The following is a 21,012-nucleotide window of genomic DNA, read 5'->3' as shown; positions in this document are numbered from 1 at the left end:
AATGATTTTTGCTAAAGAATTTGAAATAGGAATTAAACGAAATTCCTATTTCAAATTCTTTGAAAATTATCTATTCATATTAGCAATAATTCTTAGAACTTCTGCAGTTGCTTTATATAATTCAACAGGTATTTCATCTCCTACTTCGCAAATCTTATAAAGAGATCTTGCTAATTCTCTTTGTTCATAAATAGGAATATTATGCTCTCTTGCTATTTCTCTTATTTTAAAGGCGATATTATCAACTCCTTTTGCTAAGACTACTGGAGCTTTATGCTTTGTTTTATCGTAAGCAAGTGCGATTGAATAGTGGGTTGGGTTAGTAATTACAACATCAGCATTAGGAACATCTTGCATCATACGATTTCTTGCTGCTTGCATTTGGATTTGCCTAATTTTTGCTTTTACTTGCGGGTCTCCTTCCATTTGCTTGTATTCATCTTTTATCTCTTGCTTACTCATTCTAAGCCCTTTAAAATATTGAAAACGAACTATAAAAATATCAAGTATTCCAAATACTAAAAACGAGCATATAACAGCTCCAAAAAGTATGATGATTTTATCCCTTAACCATGCCATTTGCTTAATTAATGGAAGTATTGCCAAATGGCTAAGTCCTGGCAAAAAGCTATAAATAAAATATCCAACTATGCCAAAAACTACGCTAACTTTTAAGATAATTTTTACAAGCTCAACTAATTTCTTCATTGAAAGTATATTTTTAATGCCTTTTAATGGATTGATTTTACCAAAATTAGGCATTATGGGTTTAAGTGTGAAATTAAATCCTATTTGCATTACATTAGCAATTACTCCTGCAATCGCAATTGCAATCGCAAGAGGTAATACCATTAAAGTAAGTTCAAGTAAGGTCTTAATACCTATTTTATAAAGCAATTTTCTATCAATTTCACTGCCTATTAAACTCTGATAATAAACATATAAAGCTGTAATTCTTTCATGCAAAAAATACACCCAAAACAAAGCAAAGCCAAAACCAACACAAAGAGTTACAAGTGCTGCCACGTCTTGACTTTTAGCGACGTTTCCTTCTTTTCTGGCGTCTTCTATCTTTTTGTCAGTGGGTTCTTCCGTTTTTTCTGCATCATCAGCCATAATTACTCACCAAGTCTTATAGAAAAATCAACCCAAGTTGCCTTATAAATATTTGAACCTGAGCTTACTACATCAACTCCGCTTTTAGCATACTGGACTATGGTATTTTCGTTGATATCTCCACTTGCTTCTAAAATAACTTTTATACCTAAACTATCTCTTAATTTTACGATTTCTTCACATTCTTGCGGGCTCATATTATCAAGTAAAATCGCATTAACATTAGCATTAAAAGCTTCTTTTACTTGCTCAAGTGTATCGCATTCAATTTCTATTGGAGTATAGTAAGGGATTTTGCTTCTTAGCTCTTTTATGAAAGCTTTTAAATCTTTTACGCCAACTAAATGAGTATCTTTTAGCATTATGCAATCATCTAAACCTAAGCGATGATTTTGCCCACCACCACAGCGAATTGCGTATTTTTCAAAAACCCTTAAACCAGGTCTTGTCTTTCTAGTATCAAGCAAAGCCACATCATAATCTTTAATTAAAGCCTTCATTGAAGCAACTTTTGTAGCAATCCCGCTTGCATGCTGAATAAAATTAAGTATGGTTCTTTCACTCATTAATAAAGTTGTCTTAAGTGCTTTAAACTTTGCTAAAATATCGCCTTTTTTAAAGCTTTGCCCATCTTTTATAAATAATTCATATTCAATATTTTGCATTTTGCAAATCTCTTTAAAATAAGGCTCTCCTGCAAAAACTCCATCACTTTTAGCTTTTAAACTTGCTTTTATAATGTCGTAGTTTTTAAGTTGTGAAAATAAATCTCCCCTGCCTAAATCATCATTTAATTCTTTTTTGATTAATTCAATTTCACTATTAATTAACATTTAACTCCTTTCGCAAATGTTCAAAAATTCTAAAAATACATCGCTTAAAGCACAAACTTCACTAAACGGCACGCTTTCATTAATTGCATGGATTTTATCATTAACAACTCCAAGCTCACAAACATCAACACCGTATTTTGCAAATAATCTTGCATCGCTTGTGCCACCTTTTGCATTAAGGCTAGGATTTTTAAAGCCTTTATTTTCTAAAGCTAATTTTAGATTTTTAACTAGAATTGAATTAGCGTTTGTATAAAATGGCTCTGAACTTTGATTAATCTCTAATTCATAATTTAAATTCTTTAGATTTTGTTCTAAAAATTCCTTTAAATCTTGTTTAGTTGTAAGAGGTGAGTTTCTTACATTTAGCATTATTTTAAACTCACTAGGAGTTACATTAGATGCACCAATTCCTGCATTTACATTAGTAATTACAATCTTGCTAGGCTCAAAAAATTCATTACCATTATCTAAATCAAATCCAGCGATTTTTGATAAAAATGAAGCTCCTAAATGCACTGGATTTATACATTTTGCAGGATATGCAGCATGACCTTGAGTGCCTAATATCTTAATATTTGCATGAATGCTACCCCTACGGCCTACCTTTATACTATCGCCGAATTCTTTTTCGCAAGTTGGCTCTGCAACTATGCACATATCAGGCAAATCATTGCGAATATTTAGTTCATCTAAAACCATTATAACGCCGTCTTTTCCATCGCCTTCTTCATCACTTGTTAAAATAACACTAATTTTTCTTATATTTTTTATATCATTTTGACTAAATTGTTTTATAGCATGCAAAAATGCAGCCACTCCGCTTTTCATATCTTGAGTGCCACGAGCAATTATTAAATCATCTTTTATAATAGGGTAAAAAGGCTCGCTGTCCCAGCCATTTCCAGCAGGAACTACATCAATATGACCACAAAAGCAAATATGCAAGCCTTTTTCGTTAAAAGTTTTGCTTAAGATTTGATTTGAAGTTTCGTTTCTTTTAATTATTTCTTCACTAAAATCAGCTAAAAATTCTTTAGTTATTTTATAACAATTACACGCATTTGGCGTAACGCTTGGCTCTTTTAAAAGTTCTAAAAATAATTTCTTAAGCATCTTTTTCCTTTAATTGATAAAAGTCCAAATCAATTTCTTCTTGAGAAAAAGTTGGGCTTGGTTTTCCTAAATAAAATCCTTGAAACTCATCAACGCCGATTTCTACACATTTATTAAATATATCTTCAGTGCAAACAAATTCAGCAACGGTTTTAATACCAAGAGATTTAGAAAATAGCACAATTGTTCTTGCTATTTTTTCGCTTTTTTCATCATTTGTGATATTTTTTATAATACTTCCATCGATCTTTATGTAATGTGGCATAAGCTCTAATAAATAAGCAAAATTACTAAAGCCACTTCCAAAATCATCTATGGCGATTTTACAGCCTAGTTCTTTTGCTCTTTTTAAGAAGTCTTTTATTTTTTCATTTTGTGAGACATTTTCATCTTCTAATACTTCAATAACTAAGCGTTCAGCTACACCTGTTCTTCTTAAAAGATTTATGAATTTATTGTTTTTAGCACTATCTATCATATCTCTTCCGCCTAGATTTATAGTAAGCGTTATATCTTTATTCTCAACTAAAGTTTGCACTACTTTTTCTATTATGAAGTTTTCTATTATTTCATATTGCTTCATTTTAATTGAAACTGCCAAAAACGCACCTGGAGTGATAACTTCCGTTCCTTCTGGAGTTTTTTTCACAATTCTTACAAGAGATTCAAATTTTAATATGTTTTTATCTTTATCAAAAATAGGTTGGAAAAATGGCAAAATTTCATCTTTTACAATAGCGCTTTGAACTCTTTTCGCTGTGCTTAATTGATTGAAATATTCTTTTTCTTCATCTAAGAATTTTGAATAACATACGAAGTTTTTATTATCTTTTTTAGCTCTTTTTAAAGCAATGAAAGCTTTTTTAAGAGTATTTTCGTTTTCTAAACAAAGCCCCATTGTGATGGTTAATACTATGCTTGCTGTTTGATTATTGTATTCTATGCTTAAGTCTTTATTTTTAAGCTCTTGCATAAGTTCTGTTACTAATTCTTCATATCTTTGCTCATCTTCTATACTATCTTCTAAAAGTGCAAATAAATCCCCATCTAATCTATAAACCTCTAAGCCATTATCACTAGCAAAATCGCTCATTATTAGTGCAATATGCTTTAATAAATTATCAGCAGTATTAGAGTCAAAATAATCATTAATCTTTTTAAACTCATCAATATCTACTAATAAAAGTTTTGGATTTTTCATCAAAATTATTGATTTTTCTAAGCTTCTTTTATTTTTTAGCTGAGTTAATGGGTCAATACTAGCTTCAATTTCAAGCTTTTCTATTCTTTTATTATAAGTTGAGATTATTCTTTGGTATTGATTTTCTATGGCTTTTTTTTGTTTATATAAAATAAACATCAAAATAAAAAAACAGGCATTTAAAAATAAAGGCACATAAAGTTGATAAAACCTTGAATTAGTAAGATAAAAATCATCACTAAATCCGTAATAAACGCCATCTTGTAATTCATAATGTTTTATTTCAAAATGATTTTTATTAAGTTTTGTAGCTTGGTAAATCTCTTCATCTTTAATTAAATCTTGCAATTCTAATTCGCTTAATTTTGGCTCTTTTCCACTTTTTACAATGATTTTGCCATTTTCTATTGTGAATTCATCTAGTTCAGGTAGGGTTTTTGTTTTTTCTTTATTCATTAAAGAATGAAGATAGCTTTCTGCAAATAATTTCACATAATTTCTTGAATCCATAAAAAGATATAGATTAAGCAATAAAAAAACACTAACTAATAAATATAAAACATTTTTTATTTTTTTAAAATCCCTAGCTTCCATATTAACGCCTTATAATTTTATAATCTTAGCTCCAAACCCACCAGCATTTGCAGGTGCATCGCTAAAACTTTTTATGCTTTTGCTTGATTTTAAATATTCTTTAACAGCTGCTGCTAAACGACCAGTTCCGATTCCATGATACACAATCACTTCATCAAATCCTGCAATCAAAGAATCTGAAATAAATTTATCAAGCAAATCAATTGCTTCTTCGCTTCTTAAACCATGTAAATCTAGCTTTACGCTTGCATTACTTACGTTTTTTTCATAAGTAACTTTGCTAGAATTTGATTTAGGAATTTCGCTACTTGCTTTTAACATTGAAATATCAAGTTTTAATTGTAGCATATCAGTTTGCACGGTTGCTATATTTTTGTTTAATGCGATGATTTTGCCTTTAATTTTTTCATATTTTACAAAATCACCTACCTTAAAATCAGCTCTTTTAACAGCTTCAGGTTTTATTTGCTGCTTTAGTGCATTTGCTGCATTAATTTGTCTTTGCTTGTCTTTTAAGTCGCTAAAATCAAGAGTTTTTTTAGCGGCATTTATAGCTTTAAAATACTCGTTTTCTAATTCATTTCTTCTTTTTTTGTATTCATCTTGAAGTTTGTTTTCTTTGTCTTTTAAGTTTTCTAAAAGAGAGTTTAGCTTGTTTTCTTTTTTTTCATTATTTGCTATTAGCATTTTAAGTTTTGCATCTAGCTCTAGGTTTTTATTTAGCATTTCATTTATATTTTGCTCAGCTTCACTAAAGCTTTTTTTAGCAAGCTCAATTAAGCCTGCAGGAATTCCATATCTTAAAGCTGTTTCGTAAGCATAAGATTTACCAACAATTCCAGCTAAAAACTCATATTTAGGACGCTCATTTTTAATATCATATAAAGCTGCTAATAGACTAACTCCATTTTCTTTAGCAAGTAGCATTGCAAGTCTTTTATGATGAGTTGTGATTATTAATTTTCCATGTTTTTTAAGCTCACAAATTAGGGTAAAAAATAGCGAACTTGCTTCTTCAAAATCAGTTCCTAATTCAATCTCATCAACTCCTAATAAGAAGTTTTTCTTTCCATTCATTTTTGCAAAAGCTAACATTCTTCCTGCAAAGGTTGATATATCGTTTTTTGCCATTTGTGGGTCTTCTATAATGCTTATATATTCTTTAAATGCACTTATTTTTGATTTATTAGCGTTAATTCTCATAGGAACTAAATATTTAGCCATAAAACTAGCTGCCATTAGGCTTTTAAGTAACATTGATTTTCCACCAGCATTTACACCTGTTATTAATAATACTTGTTCGTTAAACTCAACACTAACAGGCTTTGGATTATTTAGTGCAGGGTGGCAAAACTCACTTAAGATTATTTTTTCATCATTGCTTGGAGCAATAAAGCTTAAATCCTTTTTCTTAGCAAAATTAACCCTTGCAATATAGCTATCAATTAAATCAAATTCTTTATTTATAAATTTTAAAAACAATAAGTGCTTTGATAAAATTTCACTAAATTTTTTGGCATATTCGTACTTTTTCTCATCTGCTTCGTTTTGCAGTCTTCTTATGCCTTGCTTATAATTTGAAATATTATTAGGTTCAACATAAAATCCCCCACCGCTACTTCTTGAGATAATATTTGCTTCAAGAACTTTTGCAAAACCACCCCTAACTAACAAGCATTCAGTATTTAAAATAAAGTGAATTTGCGTATCTATTAAATAGCTTTCAAGGTTTTTTTGATTTATTGTAGCTCTTAGGCTTTGGCTTATGCTTTGATTTAGCTCTTTTATTTTTGCTTTTATATTTACTAAACTCTCATCGCTATCTTCATCGAATTTATCATCTTTAAAGTATTTTAAAATATCTTCAATTTCTTTAGGAATTACGATTTTTTCAAGATATTTTTGAAAGGAATTTGAAAACGGAATTTGGGCTAAGTATTTAAAATAATTTATAATTTTTATAAACTCTTCAATCTCATCAAGGTGTAAAACACCCTTTTTACTAATATGATTTAAAGCATTGCTTAAATCTTTTACGCTTTTTATTTCTTTTAATTCATATTCGCATAATTCATTTATTCTTGCAAGGTGTAAGTTTGTATCGCCTTGAATAAACAAAGGCTTACTTCTTGCAAACATTGCAAATAATTCATCTAAATACTCAACTAAATCAAGGTTTTTAATAATTTGTTGCATCAAAAAACTCTTTTATAATATTAAACATAATCTTAGGTTCATTTATGCGATTTACTTCATTTCTAAATTCACTTGCATTTGCTAAGCCTTTTGAATATTCGTGCAAGTGCTTTCTAAATAATGAACAAGCATAATCTTTATATAAATCACACATATATTCAAAATGAGTTAAGATAATTTCGCATTTATTTATATCTTTAGATTTTCCTTTAATTTCTGAAAAAATCCAAGGATTTCCGATAGCATTTCTTCCTATCATTAAAGCATCTGCGTTTGTATGCTCTAAAACAACTTTGTGATTTTCATAAGATATATCGCCGTTTGCTACGATTTTGGTTTTTGCTAAAGATTTTGCTAGTTTAATAGCATCGTAATTTACTTTAGCGCTATACATTCCAGCTCTAGTTCTTCCGTGAATACTTATAAAATCTAATTCTAATTCATTTAGAGCTGTTATTATTTTTTCTATTTCGCATTCATTAAATCCTAGCCTAATTTTAACGCTTGTAGTTCCTACTTTATTGTTTGATTTTATAATATCTAGCAAGGATTTTAAAGTATCTAAATCTTTTAAAAGTGCTGAACCTGCGTTTTGTTTTATTACTTTATTTACAGGACAACCGCAGTTAAAATCAATTCCGTGAATGTTTTCTTCGTTATTTATGATTTCAACTGCTTTTTTTATTATTTCTTTGTTTGAACCTGCTATTTGGGCTATAAAAGGTATTTCGCTTTTATCTTTTTCTAGCATTGTGCGTGATTTTTCGCTCTCATATACAAGAGCATTTGAGCTAATCATTTCGCTAATTGTAATATCACAATCAAATTTTTTTACAAGTCTTCTAAAGGCAAGGTCGCTAAGACCTGCCATAGGTGCTAAAATTAAAGGTTTAGAATTAGCAAATAAGTTTGTCAACATCGTATGTTTTACCTTGTTCTTTTAAAAATACTATTAGTTTAAAATCTTCTAAATTAGCTTCACTACTATAAATTTGCTCTATTAATTCATCAATTAATGCAAGTTTTGCAAGTAAATATAAATAAGCTCTAAAGGCTAATTCTTTTTCATTTTTTAATTTATAAAAAATCCCTTTTATACTCTCAGGCTCAAGCTTAGTAAATAAATCTTTTGCTATATCTAAATACTCGCTTTCATTAAAATCAACACTAAAAATCAAAACTTCAAGCTCAGCATTGCTTAGACTTAAATCATCGTTTATAAATCTATTTAAAAGTATTTTTACATCTTCTTTGCTTTTTTGGATTTTAAGAGTTTTAATATTTGCATAAAGTCCGTTTAGCATTAAATTATTGTAAGCACTAAGGCTTATTTCATCGTTGATTTCATCTTGATTTTTGAGTAAATTATAAGCATAGTTTAAATCATGTTTAGCTTTATTAGCTTCATTTTTTAAGAAAAGTTCATTATCTTTTCCTAGCTTAAAAGGTTTTAAATCACAGATTTCTCCGTTTTCAATCATAGCTCTTATTGCTATTGCATTGTTTAATTTATCCCCTAAAGCTCCTGCTTGTTTGTAATAAAGCGATTTTACTAATTCGCTTGCTTCTTGAAATTCTTTTGTTTTAAATTTATAGCTATTGTTTTTTTCTAATACTAATTCTTCTAAGAAATTTTCAAATTTTTTCCCGTCTTTTACTAGTCTTTTTTTTGCAAAATGTAGTGATAAAAACGAAGAATAAAAATAAAGTAAAGCAAAAACCATATAAACTGCTAAAGGTAAGCCAACCCAAATTACGTTTTCAAATTCCAAAGTTTTTTGATAATTAAAAACGCTTATTTCAACAGCTCTTTTAGTAGCTAATAAATCATGGAAAAATACAATTACAATAAAGCCTACTATAATTAAATACAAAATAGAATAAATAAAAAAGTTTCTAATTTTCATAACTCCCCTTTATTTGTGATAAGGATGATTTTTGTTTATACAAAAACCACGATAAATCTGTTCTAGTAACACAATTCTAGCTAATTCGTGTGAAAAGGTAAGCTTAGAAAAGCTTAAAACATAATCACATTCATTTAAAAACTCATCGCTAAATCCATAAGCTCCACCGACAAAAAAATTAATCTCATTTTTATCTTTTAATAAACTTGCAAACTCAATACTATCAATGCTCTTACCCCTTTCGCTTAGTGCTATGCTAAAAGGTTTTTTGTAAGGCATATAAGCTTTTGCATATTCAAGTTTTGCTTCATTTGAGCCTAAATCTTGAGCTTTTGCAATTTGTTTTGAAAAAACATTATTTAAACTAAGCTTTGAATGCTGATTTATAAGTTTTATAAATCTATTTTCAATCTCGCTTAGTTTTTCTAATTTTTTTTGAATAAAATAAATATTTATATTCATTTAAAATATCGTAAAAAATCGCTTAAAAATTCACGCTGATTAGCTCTAGTTACGATAGCATCAATAAGTCCATGTTCTAATAAAAACTCGGCACTTTGAAATCCTTCAGGTAAATCAGCGCCTATTGTTTGCTTAATTACTCTAGCTCCTGCAAAGCCGATTTGTGCCATAGGTTCAGCGATAACTAAGTCCCCAAGCCAAGCAAATGAAGCTGATACCCCACCAAAAGTAGGATTTGTAAGAATTGATATATAAGGAAGTCTTTCTCTAGCTAGTAGTTTTAAGGCTGCTGAAGTTTTTGCCATTTGCATTAGTGAATAAGTGCTTTCTTGCATTCTAGCACCACCACTTGCACTTATTATTATTAGTCCTTCTTTTTTCTCCATAGCTCTTTGAATTGCACGAACTATTTTCTCACCTTCAACACTACCTAAAGAACCACCCATAAAAGAAAAATCAAACACACATAATTGAACGCCAATTCCACCGATTTTGCATTCTCCTGAAATTACCGCACTTGTTCTTCCTGTTTTTTCTTCACTTTCGCTTAAGCGTTTTTTATAGCTTTTTGAATCTACGAATTTTAAAGGGTCATTTGCTCTTAAAGTTTTATCATATTCTATAAAACTTCCTTCATCTACAAGCATTTCAATACGCTCTTTAGGACTAATTTTCATATGTAATCCACATTTTGGGCAAACATTAAAACAGCTTGCTACTTCTTTATAATACATTAAAGCATGGCAATTATCACACTTTACCCAGTGATTTGGTGCTTCACTTGGTTTTGGTTGAGCCTTTCTAAAGTTAAAAATATCTGCAAAATTCATTTTATCTCCTAAAATTGACTTCCTATACTAAATTCAAAAGTATTTGTTTTATCTCCTGCTTTTTTATCAAGAGGTTTTGAGAATACAAACACAAGTGGCCCCATAGGAGTAGTCCAATCAAGACTAATTCCTGCACTTTGTCTTTTTATCTCGTTTAATTTCTTTTCGCCTATCATACCATAATCATAGAAAATTGAACCACGAAGTTTTAATTTATTTATTAAAGGGAAATTTATTTCAGCACTTGAATTAAGCGAAATTGCTCCCCCTTTATCATAAGGATAAGCGATTATTCCATTACCTGGTTTATTTACCTTTGAGTGTGTTGCAGGGTCATAATATCCTATTCCTTTTGGGGTGATAGAATCGCTTTCATATCCTCTTACACTTCTTAAACCACCAAGATATAATCTTGAGTTTATAGGAGTGTTTTTATAATTAAATAGTTTATTAAATGAAGTTCTAAATCTAAAGATTAAATCTGTATCAAAATCTTCTTTTAAGCCTTTGTAGTATTTAAAATCAAAAGCGAATTTTTTATATTTTTGATCGCCTCCTAAACCTACATAAGTAAATGCAGCTCTACTATAAATACCACTTCTTGGCAAGTAAAAATCATCAGTATTGTCAAAATAAATATAAGGAGTAATAGCTGATTTTTTTGATTTTCCTAATTTTTCACCACTTGCTATCATTTCAATAGTTGCTTTTCTTAAATCACTTTGCTCGTAATTATAAATAGCACCAGCTCCCCAATATCTAGCAAATTCTCTTCCTATGCTAAGCTCTAAACCATTGTTATATTCTTCGTAAGTATCCCAATCTCTTTTATAGCTATATATATCAAAACCGCTTGAAAATTTTGAATCAAACAATCTAGGATTATTTAAAAAGATTTTACCTGTTACATCTTTGTCTGATTTTTCAACATTAACTCCGCCATACATTCCACTACCTAAGATATTTCTATCGCTAACAGAAGCATTCATTAAAAATCCATCAGCAGTGCTATATCCAACGCCACCTGTAATTGAGCCTGTTGCTTTTTCTTTAACTTCTACTAATAAATCAATATCTCCTGTAAAGCTAGGTTTTGGAGTGATATCAACTTCTTCAAAATATCCGGTTTTTTTAAGTGCAATTATGCTATCGTTTAAGTCAGTTTTGCTAAATTGCATACCTTCAGTAAGGTAAAGCTCTCTTCTTACTACCTTATCTAAAGACTTGTCATTTCCTTTAACAATCACTTCACCTATATTATAAATCTTGCCTAAATTAACTTTAAAATCAATTTTTACTAAACCATCGCTATCATTTTTGGCAATATCAGGATAAACTTCTGCTAAAGCGTAGCCTTTATCTTGGAATTTAGTCTTTATAAACTCAATATCAGAGCGAATTTTTTCTGAGTTTATGTATTTTCCTTTTTTACTTCTTAAATCTTTTATATTGATTTTTAACTCATTTTCTAAAGGATTTTCTATGCTTATTTCTTCTATTTTATAACGCTTGCCTTCGTTTATATAATAAGTTAATTCAGCTTTATAATTTTGCATATTTGCTTCTAAATAAGGACTTGAAACATTAGCATCAAGATAGCCTTTTTTCATATACTCATCTTTAATTCTTGCTGAATCATTTGGAAGTTCGGTTGAATATAATTTACCATCATTAAAACCCCAAAACCAGCCTAATAATTCTTTTTCTTTATTTGCTATTACTGGGTCAAAATCACTATAATTAAGCTTATTTGCTCCTATTAAATTAACTTTTTTAATAGTTATTATTTCTCCACGATTTATATTGAAATTAAGCACAACAGCATTATTTTCTAAATCTTGGGTCTCAACTTCTACAACGCTATCGTAAAAACCACGAGATTGATAGTAGAGAATGATTTTTTCTTTTGCTTCGCTTATTTTTCTTTCATTATAAGCTTCACCTTTTTTAATACTTAAAAATGATTCAATTTGCTTTTTATCATTACTTGAAGTTCCTTTGATATTTACTTTTGCGATGAATTGCTTTTCTACTACATGAAAAGTAAGCTTTCCATTATTTTCATCTACATAAATATCATCAAAATATCCATAAGAAAATAGATTTTTTACAGCATTATTAATCTTGTATATATTTATTTCATCATTTACTTTTAAATCTATTGCCTTTAATGCTTGTTCTGCTGATAAATGATATAAGCCTTTAAATTCAATATCACTTATAGTGTTTGCATATAAAAAAGAGCTAATAGCACTTACATATAATATTGTTTTCATATTTAACCTGATTTTTTAATTTTAAAGGGAAATAATAATAAAAGAAAGTTAATGTTAAGTTTGTCAAAAAAGCCCTAAAAATAGGGCTTTTAGGCTTAAATATAGCCTTGGTCTATCATAGCATCTGCAACTTTTTTAAAGCCTGCAATATTTGCACCTGCAAGTAAGTTATGCTCAAAGCCAAAATCTTTTGCAGTAGCTGAAGTTCTTGCATAAATATCTTTCATAATCTTATGTAATTTCTCATCAACTTCGCTAAATGTCCAAGAAGTCATATTAGCATTTTGTTGCATTTCTAATGCGCTTGTAGCAACTCCACCTGCGTTTGCTGCTTTTGCCGGTGCATAATACATTTTGTTTTCTAAAATGAACTTTTGAGCATCAAGTGTGCAAGGCATGTTCGCACCTTCAGCGATTAATTTACAACCATTTTTATGGAGATTTTTTGCATCTAGCAAGCTTAATTCGTTTTGTGTAGCACAAGGGAAAGCATAATCACAAGGAATGCTCCAAATACCATTAGTTCCTTTTTCGTAATTTACTTTAGATACAAATACTGCACCTTTTTTGCGATTTGCATAATCACTTACACGAAGTCTTAAATTTTCTTTCACTTCTTTTAATAAATCTAAATCAATTCCGTCTTTATCATATACATAACCATCGCTATCGCTTACTGCTACAACTTTTGCTCCATATTGATTTAGCTTTTCAATAGTATAAATAGCAACGTTTCCACTACCTGATACAACGCAGGTTTTTCCTTCAAAGCCTTCGCCTTTTTCTTTTAATAATTCATTAGAAAAATACACAGTTCCATAGCCTGTTGCTTCTTTTCTAACTAATGAACCACCCCAGCTAATTTTTTTACCTGTTAGGGTTCCATCAAATTTAGAAGTGATTTTTTTATACGCTCCAAACATATATCCAAGCTCTCTAGCTCCAACACCAATATCTCCTGCAGGAACGTCGGTTGAATAACCTATGTGTTTGCTAAGTTCACTCATAAATGCTTGACAAAATCTCATAATTTCTGCGTCGCTTTTGCCTTTTGGATCAAAGTTTGCTCCACCTTTACCACCGCCTATATAAAGACCTGTTAAAGAGTTTTTAAAGATTTGTTCAAATGCTAAGAACTTTAAAATATCAAGATTTACAGTTGGGTGAAATCTAAGCCCACCTTTATAAGGTCCAAGTGTGCTAGAAAATTGCACTCTATAACCAAAATGAGTTTGTGCTTTACCACTATCATCAATATATACAACTCTAAAAATTATTGTTCGCTCAGGCATTACAAGTCTTTGCAATACTGCGTGTTGCTCGTATTGTTTATTGCTTTCTAACAATGGTATAACTGATTTTAAAACTTCAGTTGCACATTGTAAAAATATAGGTTGTCTAGCTGAATAAGTTTTGATTAATTCAAGCGTGTCATTTACATAAGATTTTGCACTCATATTCTCTCCTTTAAAAATTAAAAAAACATTATACAAAAAAATTAAAAAAATTATGAAAATTTTTTAAGAATTTTTTATGAAAAAAATTAGAGAAAAATTTTAATTTTTTTTGAAGATAAATTTTAAAGAATTTGAAATAGGAATTTGCTTTAATTCCTATTTCAAATTCCGTTAAACTACTGGTATAAACAGCTGATAATTATCGTCTAATACTTCATATAGCTTAGAAAAATCATTTGATAAATATTTTAATGTATTAGTATGTAATAATTGTTTTTCAAATCCAAGACAATGGATAATATAAGGATTGAATTTTAAGTCTAATAATGGATTTTTGCTCTTGTATTCTACTAATTCAAGGTTTTTATTAAAAAATTGCGATTGCATATTTATATGCTCTATTAAATCATCATTTACAGGGTTTGCATTGTCAAAATAAAGTAACTTTGCATCAAGATTTAATAATAAAGAAATATCTAATAAAGTAGAAGTTAAATTCTCCACGCCAAGCGAGCCTGAGCTTATACAAGCTATTGAATTAAGCTTTGCAAAATCAACTTTTCCAACCTTTAAAACAGGCATAGAACTATCGTATAATTGCTCCATATTTTTTTTGAAAATTTCTTTGCTTACAATAAATAGCCCAGAATATACATTGCAAAACTCAAAAATCGTTTCTTTTACCGATGTAGCTTCATATTTAATATGGACTATTATTGTCTTTCTTTTTAATTTCTTTAATTTTTCTAATGATTTATTTAGAGTTGGGTTTATTACATAAAAAATTAGCTTAATACTATTTGTTTTTGCATGCAATAAAAGTGCTGTATTTATTAAATTGTCTATATTTGTGTCAATTTTCATATCAATAATTACACAAATTGTATCTCCATAAGGGCTAGGAAATTGTCCAACTTGACCTTTAATCCTTGAAAACATAAGGTTTAAAATATTTGGATCTCCTACTAAAACAAGCTCATCATTTGCTAGTATTTGAGTATCTGGCTTTGGCAAAATTATTTGATTATCTCTATAAATTAGAGCGATTTTATAAAATTCTTGAGCAATCGCATTTATATGTTTATTTGCATAAATTGAGCCAACAGGCACAAAAACTTGCATTATTTCGCCAATTCCAAGTCCAATATCTCTTGCAATCATAGGCATATTTGGCAAAATATCTATTAGATGATTTGTAGTGCTTTCTTCTTGATTTACTAGAGTGCAAAAGCTATCGTTTTCGTATTCTTTATTATTTGATAAGACTACAATTCTTACACGCTTAGCAATTTGTCTAATCGCATCATAAGCAAGTCTTGTGTCATCTTTTTCGTCTAATAAAATATATACTAATTCTAATTTATCATCTATGTAGTTTTTAAGTCTAGCAGCGTTTGTTGGGTCAATTTTAATATGAGTAAAATTGTGTTTAAAAGGAATATCTTCTTGGCAAACGATTATATATTCTTTTGTGCTATCCTTAAACCTTGTTAATTCTTTTAGAAAATGATTTGCTACGCAAACCTTAGCTAAAATTAATATTTTTTTCATAACAACTCCAATTTTAAAGGAAAGATTATAATGAAATTTGATTTATATTCAAGCGATAATTTTGCTAGACTTGGCAAGGTAACAACGGCTAATGGAGAGTTTAATACCCCTTGTTTTATGCCTGTTGGAACTCAAGCTTGCGTAAAAGCTCTTGATGCAAATGATATGCAAAATACTTTAGGTGCTAAGATAATCTTAGCAAATACTTATCATACATATTTAAGACCAGGTGCAAATATCATTGCTAATTTTGGAGGGCTTCATAATTTTACAAAATATAAAGGTTCTTTTTTGACAGATAGCGGGGGATTTCAAGCATTTTCGCTAAGCAAAAATACAAAACATAGTGATGAAGGAATTATGTTTAAAAGCCACATAGATGGCTCAATTCATAATTTTACTCCTGCAAGTGTGCTTAAAACTCAGTATCTTTTAAATAGTGATATTTGTATGGTTTTAGATGATTTGTGTGCTTTACCTGCAAGTGATGAAAGGATTAAGGCAAGTCTAAAACGCACGATTTATTGGGCTAAATTATCGCTTGAGATGAAAAAAGAATTTAAAAATAATGATGAAGAAACTTTGCTTAAAAGATATTCAAAAGAGCTTTATAAACTAGAGTTTAATAAGCTTTATGATGAAGAGATAAAAAGAGAGCAAAATATTTTCGCAATTATTCAAGGCGGAACTAATAAAACTTATAGAAAAGAATGCCTTGAAGGTATATTAGAATGCGAAAATGAGCATTCTTTTGATGGCTTAGCTATCGGTGGGCTAAGTGTTGGAGAGCCAAATGAATTAATGTATGAAACGGTAGAAAATCTAACTCCTTTAATGCCAACGAATCGCCCTAGATATTTAATGGGGGTTGGAACTCCACTTGATTTGGTTGAAAATGTCGCTCGTGGGGTTGATATGTTTGATTGCGTTATGCCTACTAGAAATGCTAGAAATGGGACTTTATTTACAAGTTTTGGCAAGATAAATATAAAAGCAAGTTCAATGAAACTTGATAAAAATCCAATAGATAGTAATTGCTCTTGTTATGCTTGTAAAAACTTTAGCCGTGCTTATATTCATCATTTATTTAAAGCAGGTGAGATTACGTTCTTTCGCTTAGCAAGTTTGCATAATCTACATTATTATTTAAATTTAATGCAAGAAATTAGAACAAATATAGCAAATAAAACCTTTGATAATTTTTATAAAAACTTTAAAGAAATTTATAAATAATTTTTAAGAATTTGAAATAGGAATTACAAACTTAATAATGGCAGTTTTTACTGCCACTAAACCTTTTTAAAATATATCCGATTTAAGGCAATAAGCATTACTTATGAGCATTAGTAATTCTTTAAATCTTACTTTAAAATATGATAAAAACCTTGATGGTATTATTACATTTGCTGAGTTTATGGATGTTGGCGAGAAGGGATATTTTGAAGATAATTTAGAAGCAACTAATAATAAAAACAATGAAGATTTGATTAATACATATAAGCTTACAAATACAGATAAATTAAAAGAAAAAGAGCTAGAAGAATTAAAAAAATTAACAGCCTTAGCAAAGCTAAAAAATCAAGGCTTAGAAAGTCTTACAAATGATGAAAAGAAACTCTTAAAAGATTTTTCTATAAATCTTAAAATAAGCGAAGATAAATTAAAGGATTTGATTAGTAGCGATAAATTAAAAGATTTTATATCTTATACAAAAGACTTTATAAATGAACTTAGCGAAACAAAATTGCTTGATATAAAAGCTTAATTAGTATAAACCCCTAAAAATAGGGGTTTAATTAATGATGATTGTGGTTTGAATGCTCTGGATATTTATAACCTTTTTTGTCTAAATATTCTTGCATAAATTTAATTTCTGCTTCTTGGGCTTTTATAATATCTTCTGCTAGTTTTTTAATGCTTTCATCTTCGCCGTATTTTAATACGATTTTCGCCATATCAACAGCGCCTTCGTGGTGTGGCAGCATACCTACAACAAATGATAAATCAGGGTCTTTTTCAACCAAACCTGCATTCATTTTTCCATGCATTTTTGCCATACTTTCGTTTAGCTCATTTTGCATAGCTTTAAAATCGCTATCGTTTAAAGTTTTTGCATTTACGCTAAGACTTAACGCAAACGCTGCTAAAAATAATAATCTCATTTTTCTTCCTTGTTTTAAAAATAAGTTCGTATTATAAAAATAAAAAGTGTCAAAAAAGTGTTAAATTATATCTATATGAAGATTTTTTAAAATATCTAAAGCTTTGTTATGCAAATCTTCATCATAACTTGCGGTTGCGTTTTTATCAATAAAAATTCTTGTATTTGGCTTCGCAGCTTTTATGATGATAGCATTTGATAAAACGCAAATATTACTTACAAGCCCAACAATTTCAATATTTGCATAATCTTTATTAGCTAGATAATTTCCAAGTTCAAGTGAGCCAAAAGTATTCTTATAAAAGCATAAATGATTTTTAGCTAAATCATCAAATTTTTTGTAAGCTTTAACTCCGTAAGTTTCATTAATGCAGTGTTTTATAGGTAGTTTTTGCCCTTCTAAAGTGTCTAAATAATCATCATAATGCAAATCAAAGGTAAAAATTATATCATCATTATTTTTTAAATATTTTTCATATTTTTCTAAGATAATTGGCTCTAAGGATTTGGCTTTTTCAAATCCTAGTGAGCCATTTATAAAATCATTTTGAAAATCAACAATTACCAAAAGATTTTTCATGAATTTCTTAATCCTTCGTATTCTGTTGGGATTAAATTATCCTTTGTTTTACAAGGACTAAATCCTAGTTTTTCTCCTAGTTTAAATAATATATCAAGAGATTTTATTTGCTCATCGCTTAGGCTTATACTCTCATCATTTGCATAAAGGCTTAGATATTTATTAAGCTCAGCTTCATTTACTCTAACTTCGTTTTTACTAAGCAAAATGCGACTTAATGAAGTTTTATTTTTAGTAGCAACTTCTACTGCACGAGTTAGTTCATTTTCAATCTTAATTGCATCACTTAGCATTAAAGACCTACGAATTGCCATTCCACCAAGGGGTAAGCTTAAAACTTCGCCACACTCAGCCTTGCAAAACTCAGCCCAAATATCCCAAATCTCACATTCAACCCTAAGTTTATCACTATAATTAAGAATACTCTCATGTATTAATACCCCAGCATCAACACTGCCATCTAAAACAGCATTTTGAATATCTAAAAAATTCATATATGTTATTCTTGCATTTGGATATTTTAAGCGAAATAAAAGAGCATTTGTGGTGTTTTCTCCACTTAAAGCAACTTTAAAATTAGGCTTTAAAACCTTATCTTTTAGAGTGATTAATTTTGGTCCATAGCCATTGCCAAAGCTTGTTGCACATCTTAGCAATGCATATTCACTTTGTATTTTTGGATACACAGCAAAAGAAATCGCACAAACATCATAAATATTATTTAAACTTGCTTTGTTTAAGGTCTCAATATCATCAGCAATGCTAGTGTAATTAAACTCTGAACTTATCCAACCATAGCGGATTGCTGCATACATAAAAATATCATCAGCATCAGGGCTATGAGCAAGACTAATTTGCTTCATTTAAGCAACCTTTGAAAATAAATTTATGCTCTTTAGGTAAAGCTTCATAAATATTAAATGCAAGTTCTCTAATCTCTTTTAATGCGGCTTTACTTGTTCTAAGAGTTAAAAAATTTTGTAAAGCTCTTGCATTTATACTCCAAGTAAGCTCAGTTTTATAGCATTCTGGTAGGGCATATTTTGCAATATCTTGTGTCATACCTTCAGCATTTAAAATAATTCTTAATTTTTCTAAAGCACAAATACTAGCATTATCAACCAAGCGATTTCCAGTTAGCACAATATATCTTTGAGCGTTAGCAAAATCAAATTCCTTAAACTCACTTTCATTTCTTAGTTCTTTTAATGTATATCTAGTGCTTTTTACAGATAAACTTGCCATTCTATGTCTTGCTAATTCTTGCAAGCATGCTCTTGAAATGCCTTGGATATAGAAATTATAATGCAAATGCTCTAAAGTGCTTGAATGCTTATAAATATTACCTATACGATTGATTAATTCGCAGTCTTTTTCTCCGCCATTATCACCTTTATCAAAACTTTGCCAACAAGTTCTCATAGCATGAGAGCATATATTTAACGGGGTGTGATTTAGTAGTGTAATTCTCATTATTTGCCTTTAATTTGATTTTTTTCATTATAGTTTTTTTATATAAATCTTAAGGAAACTTCAATGAATATGCTAAAAATCTCAATCTTAAGTATTTCTTTAGCAACCGTTACTGGTGGAGCTGCTGTTGCACCTGCATTAGGTCTAATTGCTAAGCACTTTGCTAGTGAAGATGAAATTTTAATAAAATTAATTATTACTTTGCCATCGCTTTTCATTATTTTATCTAGTCTTGTTTTTGCAAAATTAGCTAATTTTTTAAATGTCAAACAACTTGCCTTTATAGGATTTACATTATTTATTGTAGGTGGTATTAGTCCGTTTTTTTTAGATAATATTTATCAAGTTTTATTTTGTAGAGCAATTTTAGGACTTGGAACTGGATTTTTAATGCCACTTAGCGTTTCATTGCTTGGTTTTTTGTTTAAAAAAGAAGAGCAAGGAAAATTAATGGGACTTAGTGCAATGTGCAATCAATTAGGTGCAGTAATTACCGTTAGCTTTTCTGGGTTTTTAGCTTCAATTTCTTGGCAATATAGTTTTTTAATATATCTTTTTGCTTTAGTTTTATTTATTTTAAATATGATTTTTTTACCTAAAATAATAATCGCACAAAAAGAAAAGAAATTAGATTTAAGAAATGTAAAAAACCTAAGCGGAATTTATATTAATTTATTTTTTATGCAAGTTTTATTTTTTAACTTCACTAATAATTTTTCTATAATTTATCAAAAAGAGCAAATCATAAGTGCAAGTTTTATCGGTGTTATTATGGGGCTTAATGGTTTATTTGGTGCAATTGCTTCAATGAAACTTCAAGCCTTGATTAAAAAAATTAGAACAAAGATAAAAATTACAGGTGCAATTCTTTATATTTTGGCGTTTTCTTTATTTTCTATTAGATTAGATGAACCTTTTAGTATTTTAGGTATTAATATAATGCTAATTATAGGAATTATTGCAGCTATTTTAAATGGTCTTGCAGTTGGATTTACTCTGCCGTTTTTATTTTCTCAAATTAGCACAAGAAGTAAAAAGCAAAATCTAGCTACAAATATGGCGATAGCTAGTATTGCAACATTTAGCGGACAATTTGCAAGTCCTTTGATTGATGAAATATTAGAAAATATATTTAATTTACATCATCCAAGAGATGCTTTTTTAATCGCTTCATTTTTAGCGATATTATTATTTATTTATAATCTTAGGTTAAAAATCAAATTAAAGAATTAATTAAAAGGAAAGGTATGGCAAAAGCA

The 21,012-nt window shown here is 29.2% G+C and carries 18 protein-coding genes and 1 pseudogene; 3 read left to right on the top strand and 16 right to left on the bottom strand.

Annotation, left to right across the window (positions count from 1 at the left end; genetic code table 11):
- Positions 1-66: 66 nt before the first annotated feature.
- The 12 genes and pseudogenes from flhB to AVANS_RS08055 form a co-directional block, all read right to left on the bottom strand.
- Positions 67-1,119, bottom strand: a complete 1,053-nt coding sequence (gene flhB, locus AVANS_RS08110) for a flagellar biosynthesis protein FlhB (protein ID WP_345772314.1) — start codon at positions 1,117-1,119, stop codon at positions 67-69.
- Positions 1,119-1,949 (bottom strand): carboxylating nicotinate-nucleotide diphosphorylase, encoded by an 831-nt coding sequence (gene nadC / locus AVANS_RS08105; protein ID WP_239817377.1) that lies wholly within the window; start codon positions 1,947-1,949, stop codon positions 1,119-1,121. The genes flhB and nadC overlap by 1 nt, the downstream gene beginning before the upstream one ends.
- Positions 1,950-3,065, bottom strand: coding sequence for a succinyl-diaminopimelate desuccinylase (gene dapE, locus AVANS_RS08100; protein WP_239817376.1), 1,116 nt, complete (start codon positions 3,063-3,065; stop codon positions 1,950-1,952). It lies immediately after the preceding gene.
- The gene (locus AVANS_RS08095) at positions 3,058-4,860 is read right to left on the bottom strand and encodes a GGDEF domain-containing phosphodiesterase (protein ID WP_239817375.1); all 1,803 of its coding nucleotides are present in this window, start codon (positions 4,858-4,860) and stop codon (positions 3,058-3,060) included. The genes dapE and AVANS_RS08095 overlap by 8 nt, the downstream gene beginning before the upstream one ends.
- Before the next feature lie 9 nt (positions 4,861-4,869).
- A complete protein-coding gene (locus AVANS_RS08090) occupies positions 4,870-7,056 on the bottom strand; it encodes an endonuclease MutS2 (RefSeq protein ID WP_239817374.1) in 2,187 nt (728 codons plus the stop codon).
- Positions 7,040-7,975 (bottom strand): tRNA-dihydrouridine synthase, encoded by a 936-nt coding sequence (locus AVANS_RS08085; protein WP_239817373.1) that lies wholly within the window; start codon positions 7,973-7,975, stop codon positions 7,040-7,042. Before AVANS_RS08085 ends, AVANS_RS08090 begins: the two co-directional genes overlap by 17 nt.
- Complete coding sequence (locus AVANS_RS08080; protein WP_239817372.1) at positions 7,953-8,963, bottom strand: hypothetical protein; 1,011 nt, start codon at positions 8,961-8,963, stop codon at positions 7,953-7,955. The genes AVANS_RS08085 and AVANS_RS08080 overlap by 23 nt, the downstream gene beginning before the upstream one ends.
- A 9-nt stretch (positions 8,964-8,972) precedes the next feature.
- Entirely contained in the window at positions 8,973-9,425 is a 453-nt protein-coding gene (locus AVANS_RS08075) for a 23S rRNA (pseudouridine(1915)-N(3))-methyltransferase RlmH (RefSeq protein WP_239817371.1), read from the bottom strand.
- Positions 9,422-10,255 (bottom strand): acetyl-CoA carboxylase, carboxyltransferase subunit beta, encoded by an 834-nt coding sequence (gene accD / locus AVANS_RS08070; protein ID WP_239817370.1) that lies wholly within the window; start codon positions 10,253-10,255, stop codon positions 9,422-9,424. Before accD ends, AVANS_RS08075 begins: the two co-directional genes overlap by 4 nt.
- An 8-nt stretch (positions 10,256-10,263) precedes the next feature.
- Positions 10,264-12,598, bottom strand: a pseudogene (bamA, locus tag AVANS_RS08065) (outer membrane protein assembly factor BamA).
- 28 nt (positions 12,599-12,626) lie between these two features.
- The gene (gene gdhA, locus AVANS_RS08060) at positions 12,627-13,988 is read right to left on the bottom strand and encodes an NADP-specific glutamate dehydrogenase (protein ID WP_239817368.1); all 1,362 of its coding nucleotides are present in this window, start codon (positions 13,986-13,988) and stop codon (positions 12,627-12,629) included.
- 171 nt (positions 13,989-14,159) lie between these two features.
- Positions 14,160-15,539, bottom strand: coding sequence for a TrkA C-terminal domain-containing protein (locus AVANS_RS08055; RefSeq protein ID WP_239817367.1), 1,380 nt, complete (start codon positions 15,537-15,539; stop codon positions 14,160-14,162).
- A 30-nt stretch (positions 15,540-15,569) separates the two neighbouring features.
- On the opposite strand from AVANS_RS08055, the gene AVANS_RS08050 reads away from it, so the two are divergent.
- Both AVANS_RS08050 and AVANS_RS08045 read left to right on the top strand, forming a co-directional pair.
- Positions 15,570-16,772, top strand: coding sequence for a tRNA guanosine(34) transglycosylase Tgt (locus AVANS_RS08050; protein ID WP_239817366.1), 1,203 nt, complete (start codon positions 15,570-15,572; stop codon positions 16,770-16,772).
- Between the two features lie 103 nt (positions 16,773-16,875).
- On the top strand, positions 16,876-17,304 hold the full coding sequence (locus tag AVANS_RS08045) for a hypothetical protein (protein ID WP_239817365.1): 429 nt from the start codon (positions 16,876-16,878) through the stop codon (positions 17,302-17,304).
- A gap of 31 nt (positions 17,305-17,335) precedes the next feature.
- Here the strand turns inward: AVANS_RS08045 and AVANS_RS08040 are convergent, their stop codons facing one another.
- Genes AVANS_RS08040 through thyX form a run of 4 tightly spaced genes read right to left on the bottom strand, consistent with a single transcriptional unit; the run spans position 17,336 to position 19,753 of the window.
- A complete protein-coding gene (locus AVANS_RS08040; RefSeq protein ID WP_239817364.1) occupies positions 17,336-17,701 on the bottom strand; it encodes a DUF305 domain-containing protein in 366 nt (121 codons plus the stop codon).
- A 60-nt stretch (positions 17,702-17,761) separates the two neighbouring features.
- The gene (locus tag AVANS_RS08035; RefSeq protein ID WP_239817363.1) at positions 17,762-18,280 is read right to left on the bottom strand and encodes an isochorismatase family cysteine hydrolase; all 519 of its coding nucleotides are present in this window, start codon (positions 18,278-18,280) and stop codon (positions 17,762-17,764) included.
- On the bottom strand, positions 18,277-19,143 hold the full coding sequence (locus tag AVANS_RS08030) for an MqnA/MqnD/SBP family protein (RefSeq protein WP_239817362.1): 867 nt from the start codon (positions 19,141-19,143) through the stop codon (positions 18,277-18,279). Before AVANS_RS08030 ends, AVANS_RS08035 begins: the two co-directional genes overlap by 4 nt.
- Positions 19,130-19,753, bottom strand: a complete 624-nt coding sequence (thyX, locus tag AVANS_RS08025) for an FAD-dependent thymidylate synthase (RefSeq protein ID WP_239817361.1) — start codon at positions 19,751-19,753, stop codon at positions 19,130-19,132. Before thyX ends, AVANS_RS08030 begins: the two co-directional genes overlap by 14 nt.
- A gap of 63 nt (positions 19,754-19,816) precedes the next feature.
- Between thyX and AVANS_RS08020 the strand changes: the two genes are divergently transcribed.
- Positions 19,817-20,986 (top strand): MFS transporter, encoded by a 1,170-nt coding sequence (locus AVANS_RS08020; protein ID WP_239817360.1) that lies wholly within the window; start codon positions 19,817-19,819, stop codon positions 20,984-20,986.
- Positions 20,987-21,012 lie beyond the last annotated feature (26 nt).

Origin of the sequence: Campylobacter sp. RM5004, from assembly GCF_022369455.1 — a bacterium.
In the GTDB taxonomy this organism is placed as follows: domain Bacteria; phylum Campylobacterota; class Campylobacteria; order Campylobacterales; family Campylobacteraceae; genus Campylobacter_E.
Note: the sequence above shows the minus strand (reverse complement) of the source record. Positions and strands in the feature narration are given on the sequence as shown.

Bases quoted from the DNA above. Each gene is read 5' to 3' on its own strand.
- nadC (WP_239817377.1), bottom strand. From the start codon at position 1,949: ATGTTAATTAATAGTGAAATTGAATTAATCAAAAAAGAATTAAATGAT.
- dapE (WP_239817376.1), bottom strand. From the start codon at position 3,065: ATGCTTAAGAAATTATTTTTAGAACTTTTAAAAGAGCCAAGCGTTACG.
- AVANS_RS08095 (WP_239817375.1), bottom strand. From the start codon at position 4,860: ATGGAAGCTAGGGATTTTAAAAAAATAAAAAATGTTTTATATTTATTA.
- AVANS_RS08090 (WP_239817374.1), bottom strand. From the start codon at position 7,056: ATGCAACAAATTATTAAAAACCTTGATTTAGTTGAGTATTTAGATGAA.
- AVANS_RS08085 (WP_239817373.1), bottom strand. From the start codon at position 7,975: ATGTTGACAAACTTATTTGCTAATTCTAAACCTTTAATTTTAGCACCT.
- AVANS_RS08080 (WP_239817372.1), bottom strand. From the start codon at position 8,963: ATGAAAATTAGAAACTTTTTTATTTATTCTATTTTGTATTTAATTATA.
- AVANS_RS08075 (WP_239817371.1), bottom strand. From the start codon at position 9,425: ATGAATATAAATATTTATTTTATTCAAAAAAAATTAGAAAAACTAAGC.
- accD (WP_239817370.1), bottom strand. From the start codon at position 10,255: ATGAATTTTGCAGATATTTTTAACTTTAGAAAGGCTCAACCAAAACCA.
- gdhA (WP_239817368.1), bottom strand. From the start codon at position 13,988: ATGAGTGCAAAATCTTATGTAAATGACACGCTTGAATTAATCAAAACT.
- AVANS_RS08055 (WP_239817367.1), bottom strand. From the start codon at position 15,539: ATGAAAAAAATATTAATTTTAGCTAAGGTTTGCGTAGCAAATCATTTT.
- AVANS_RS08050 (WP_239817366.1), top strand. From the start codon at position 15,570: ATGAAATTTGATTTATATTCAAGCGATAATTTTGCTAGACTTGGCAAG.
- AVANS_RS08045 (WP_239817365.1), top strand. From the start codon at position 16,876: ATGAGCATTAGTAATTCTTTAAATCTTACTTTAAAATATGATAAAAAC.
- AVANS_RS08040 (WP_239817364.1), bottom strand. From the start codon at position 17,701: ATGAGATTATTATTTTTAGCAGCGTTTGCGTTAAGTCTTAGCGTAAAT.
- AVANS_RS08035 (WP_239817363.1), bottom strand. From the start codon at position 18,280: ATGAAAAATCTTTTGGTAATTGTTGATTTTCAAAATGATTTTATAAAT.
- AVANS_RS08030 (WP_239817362.1), bottom strand. From the start codon at position 19,143: ATGAAGCAAATTAGTCTTGCTCATAGCCCTGATGCTGATGATATTTTT.
- thyX (WP_239817361.1), bottom strand. From the start codon at position 19,753: ATGAGAATTACACTACTAAATCACACCCCGTTAAATATATGCTCTCAT.
- AVANS_RS08020 (WP_239817360.1), top strand. From the start codon at position 19,817: ATGAATATGCTAAAAATCTCAATCTTAAGTATTTCTTTAGCAACCGTT.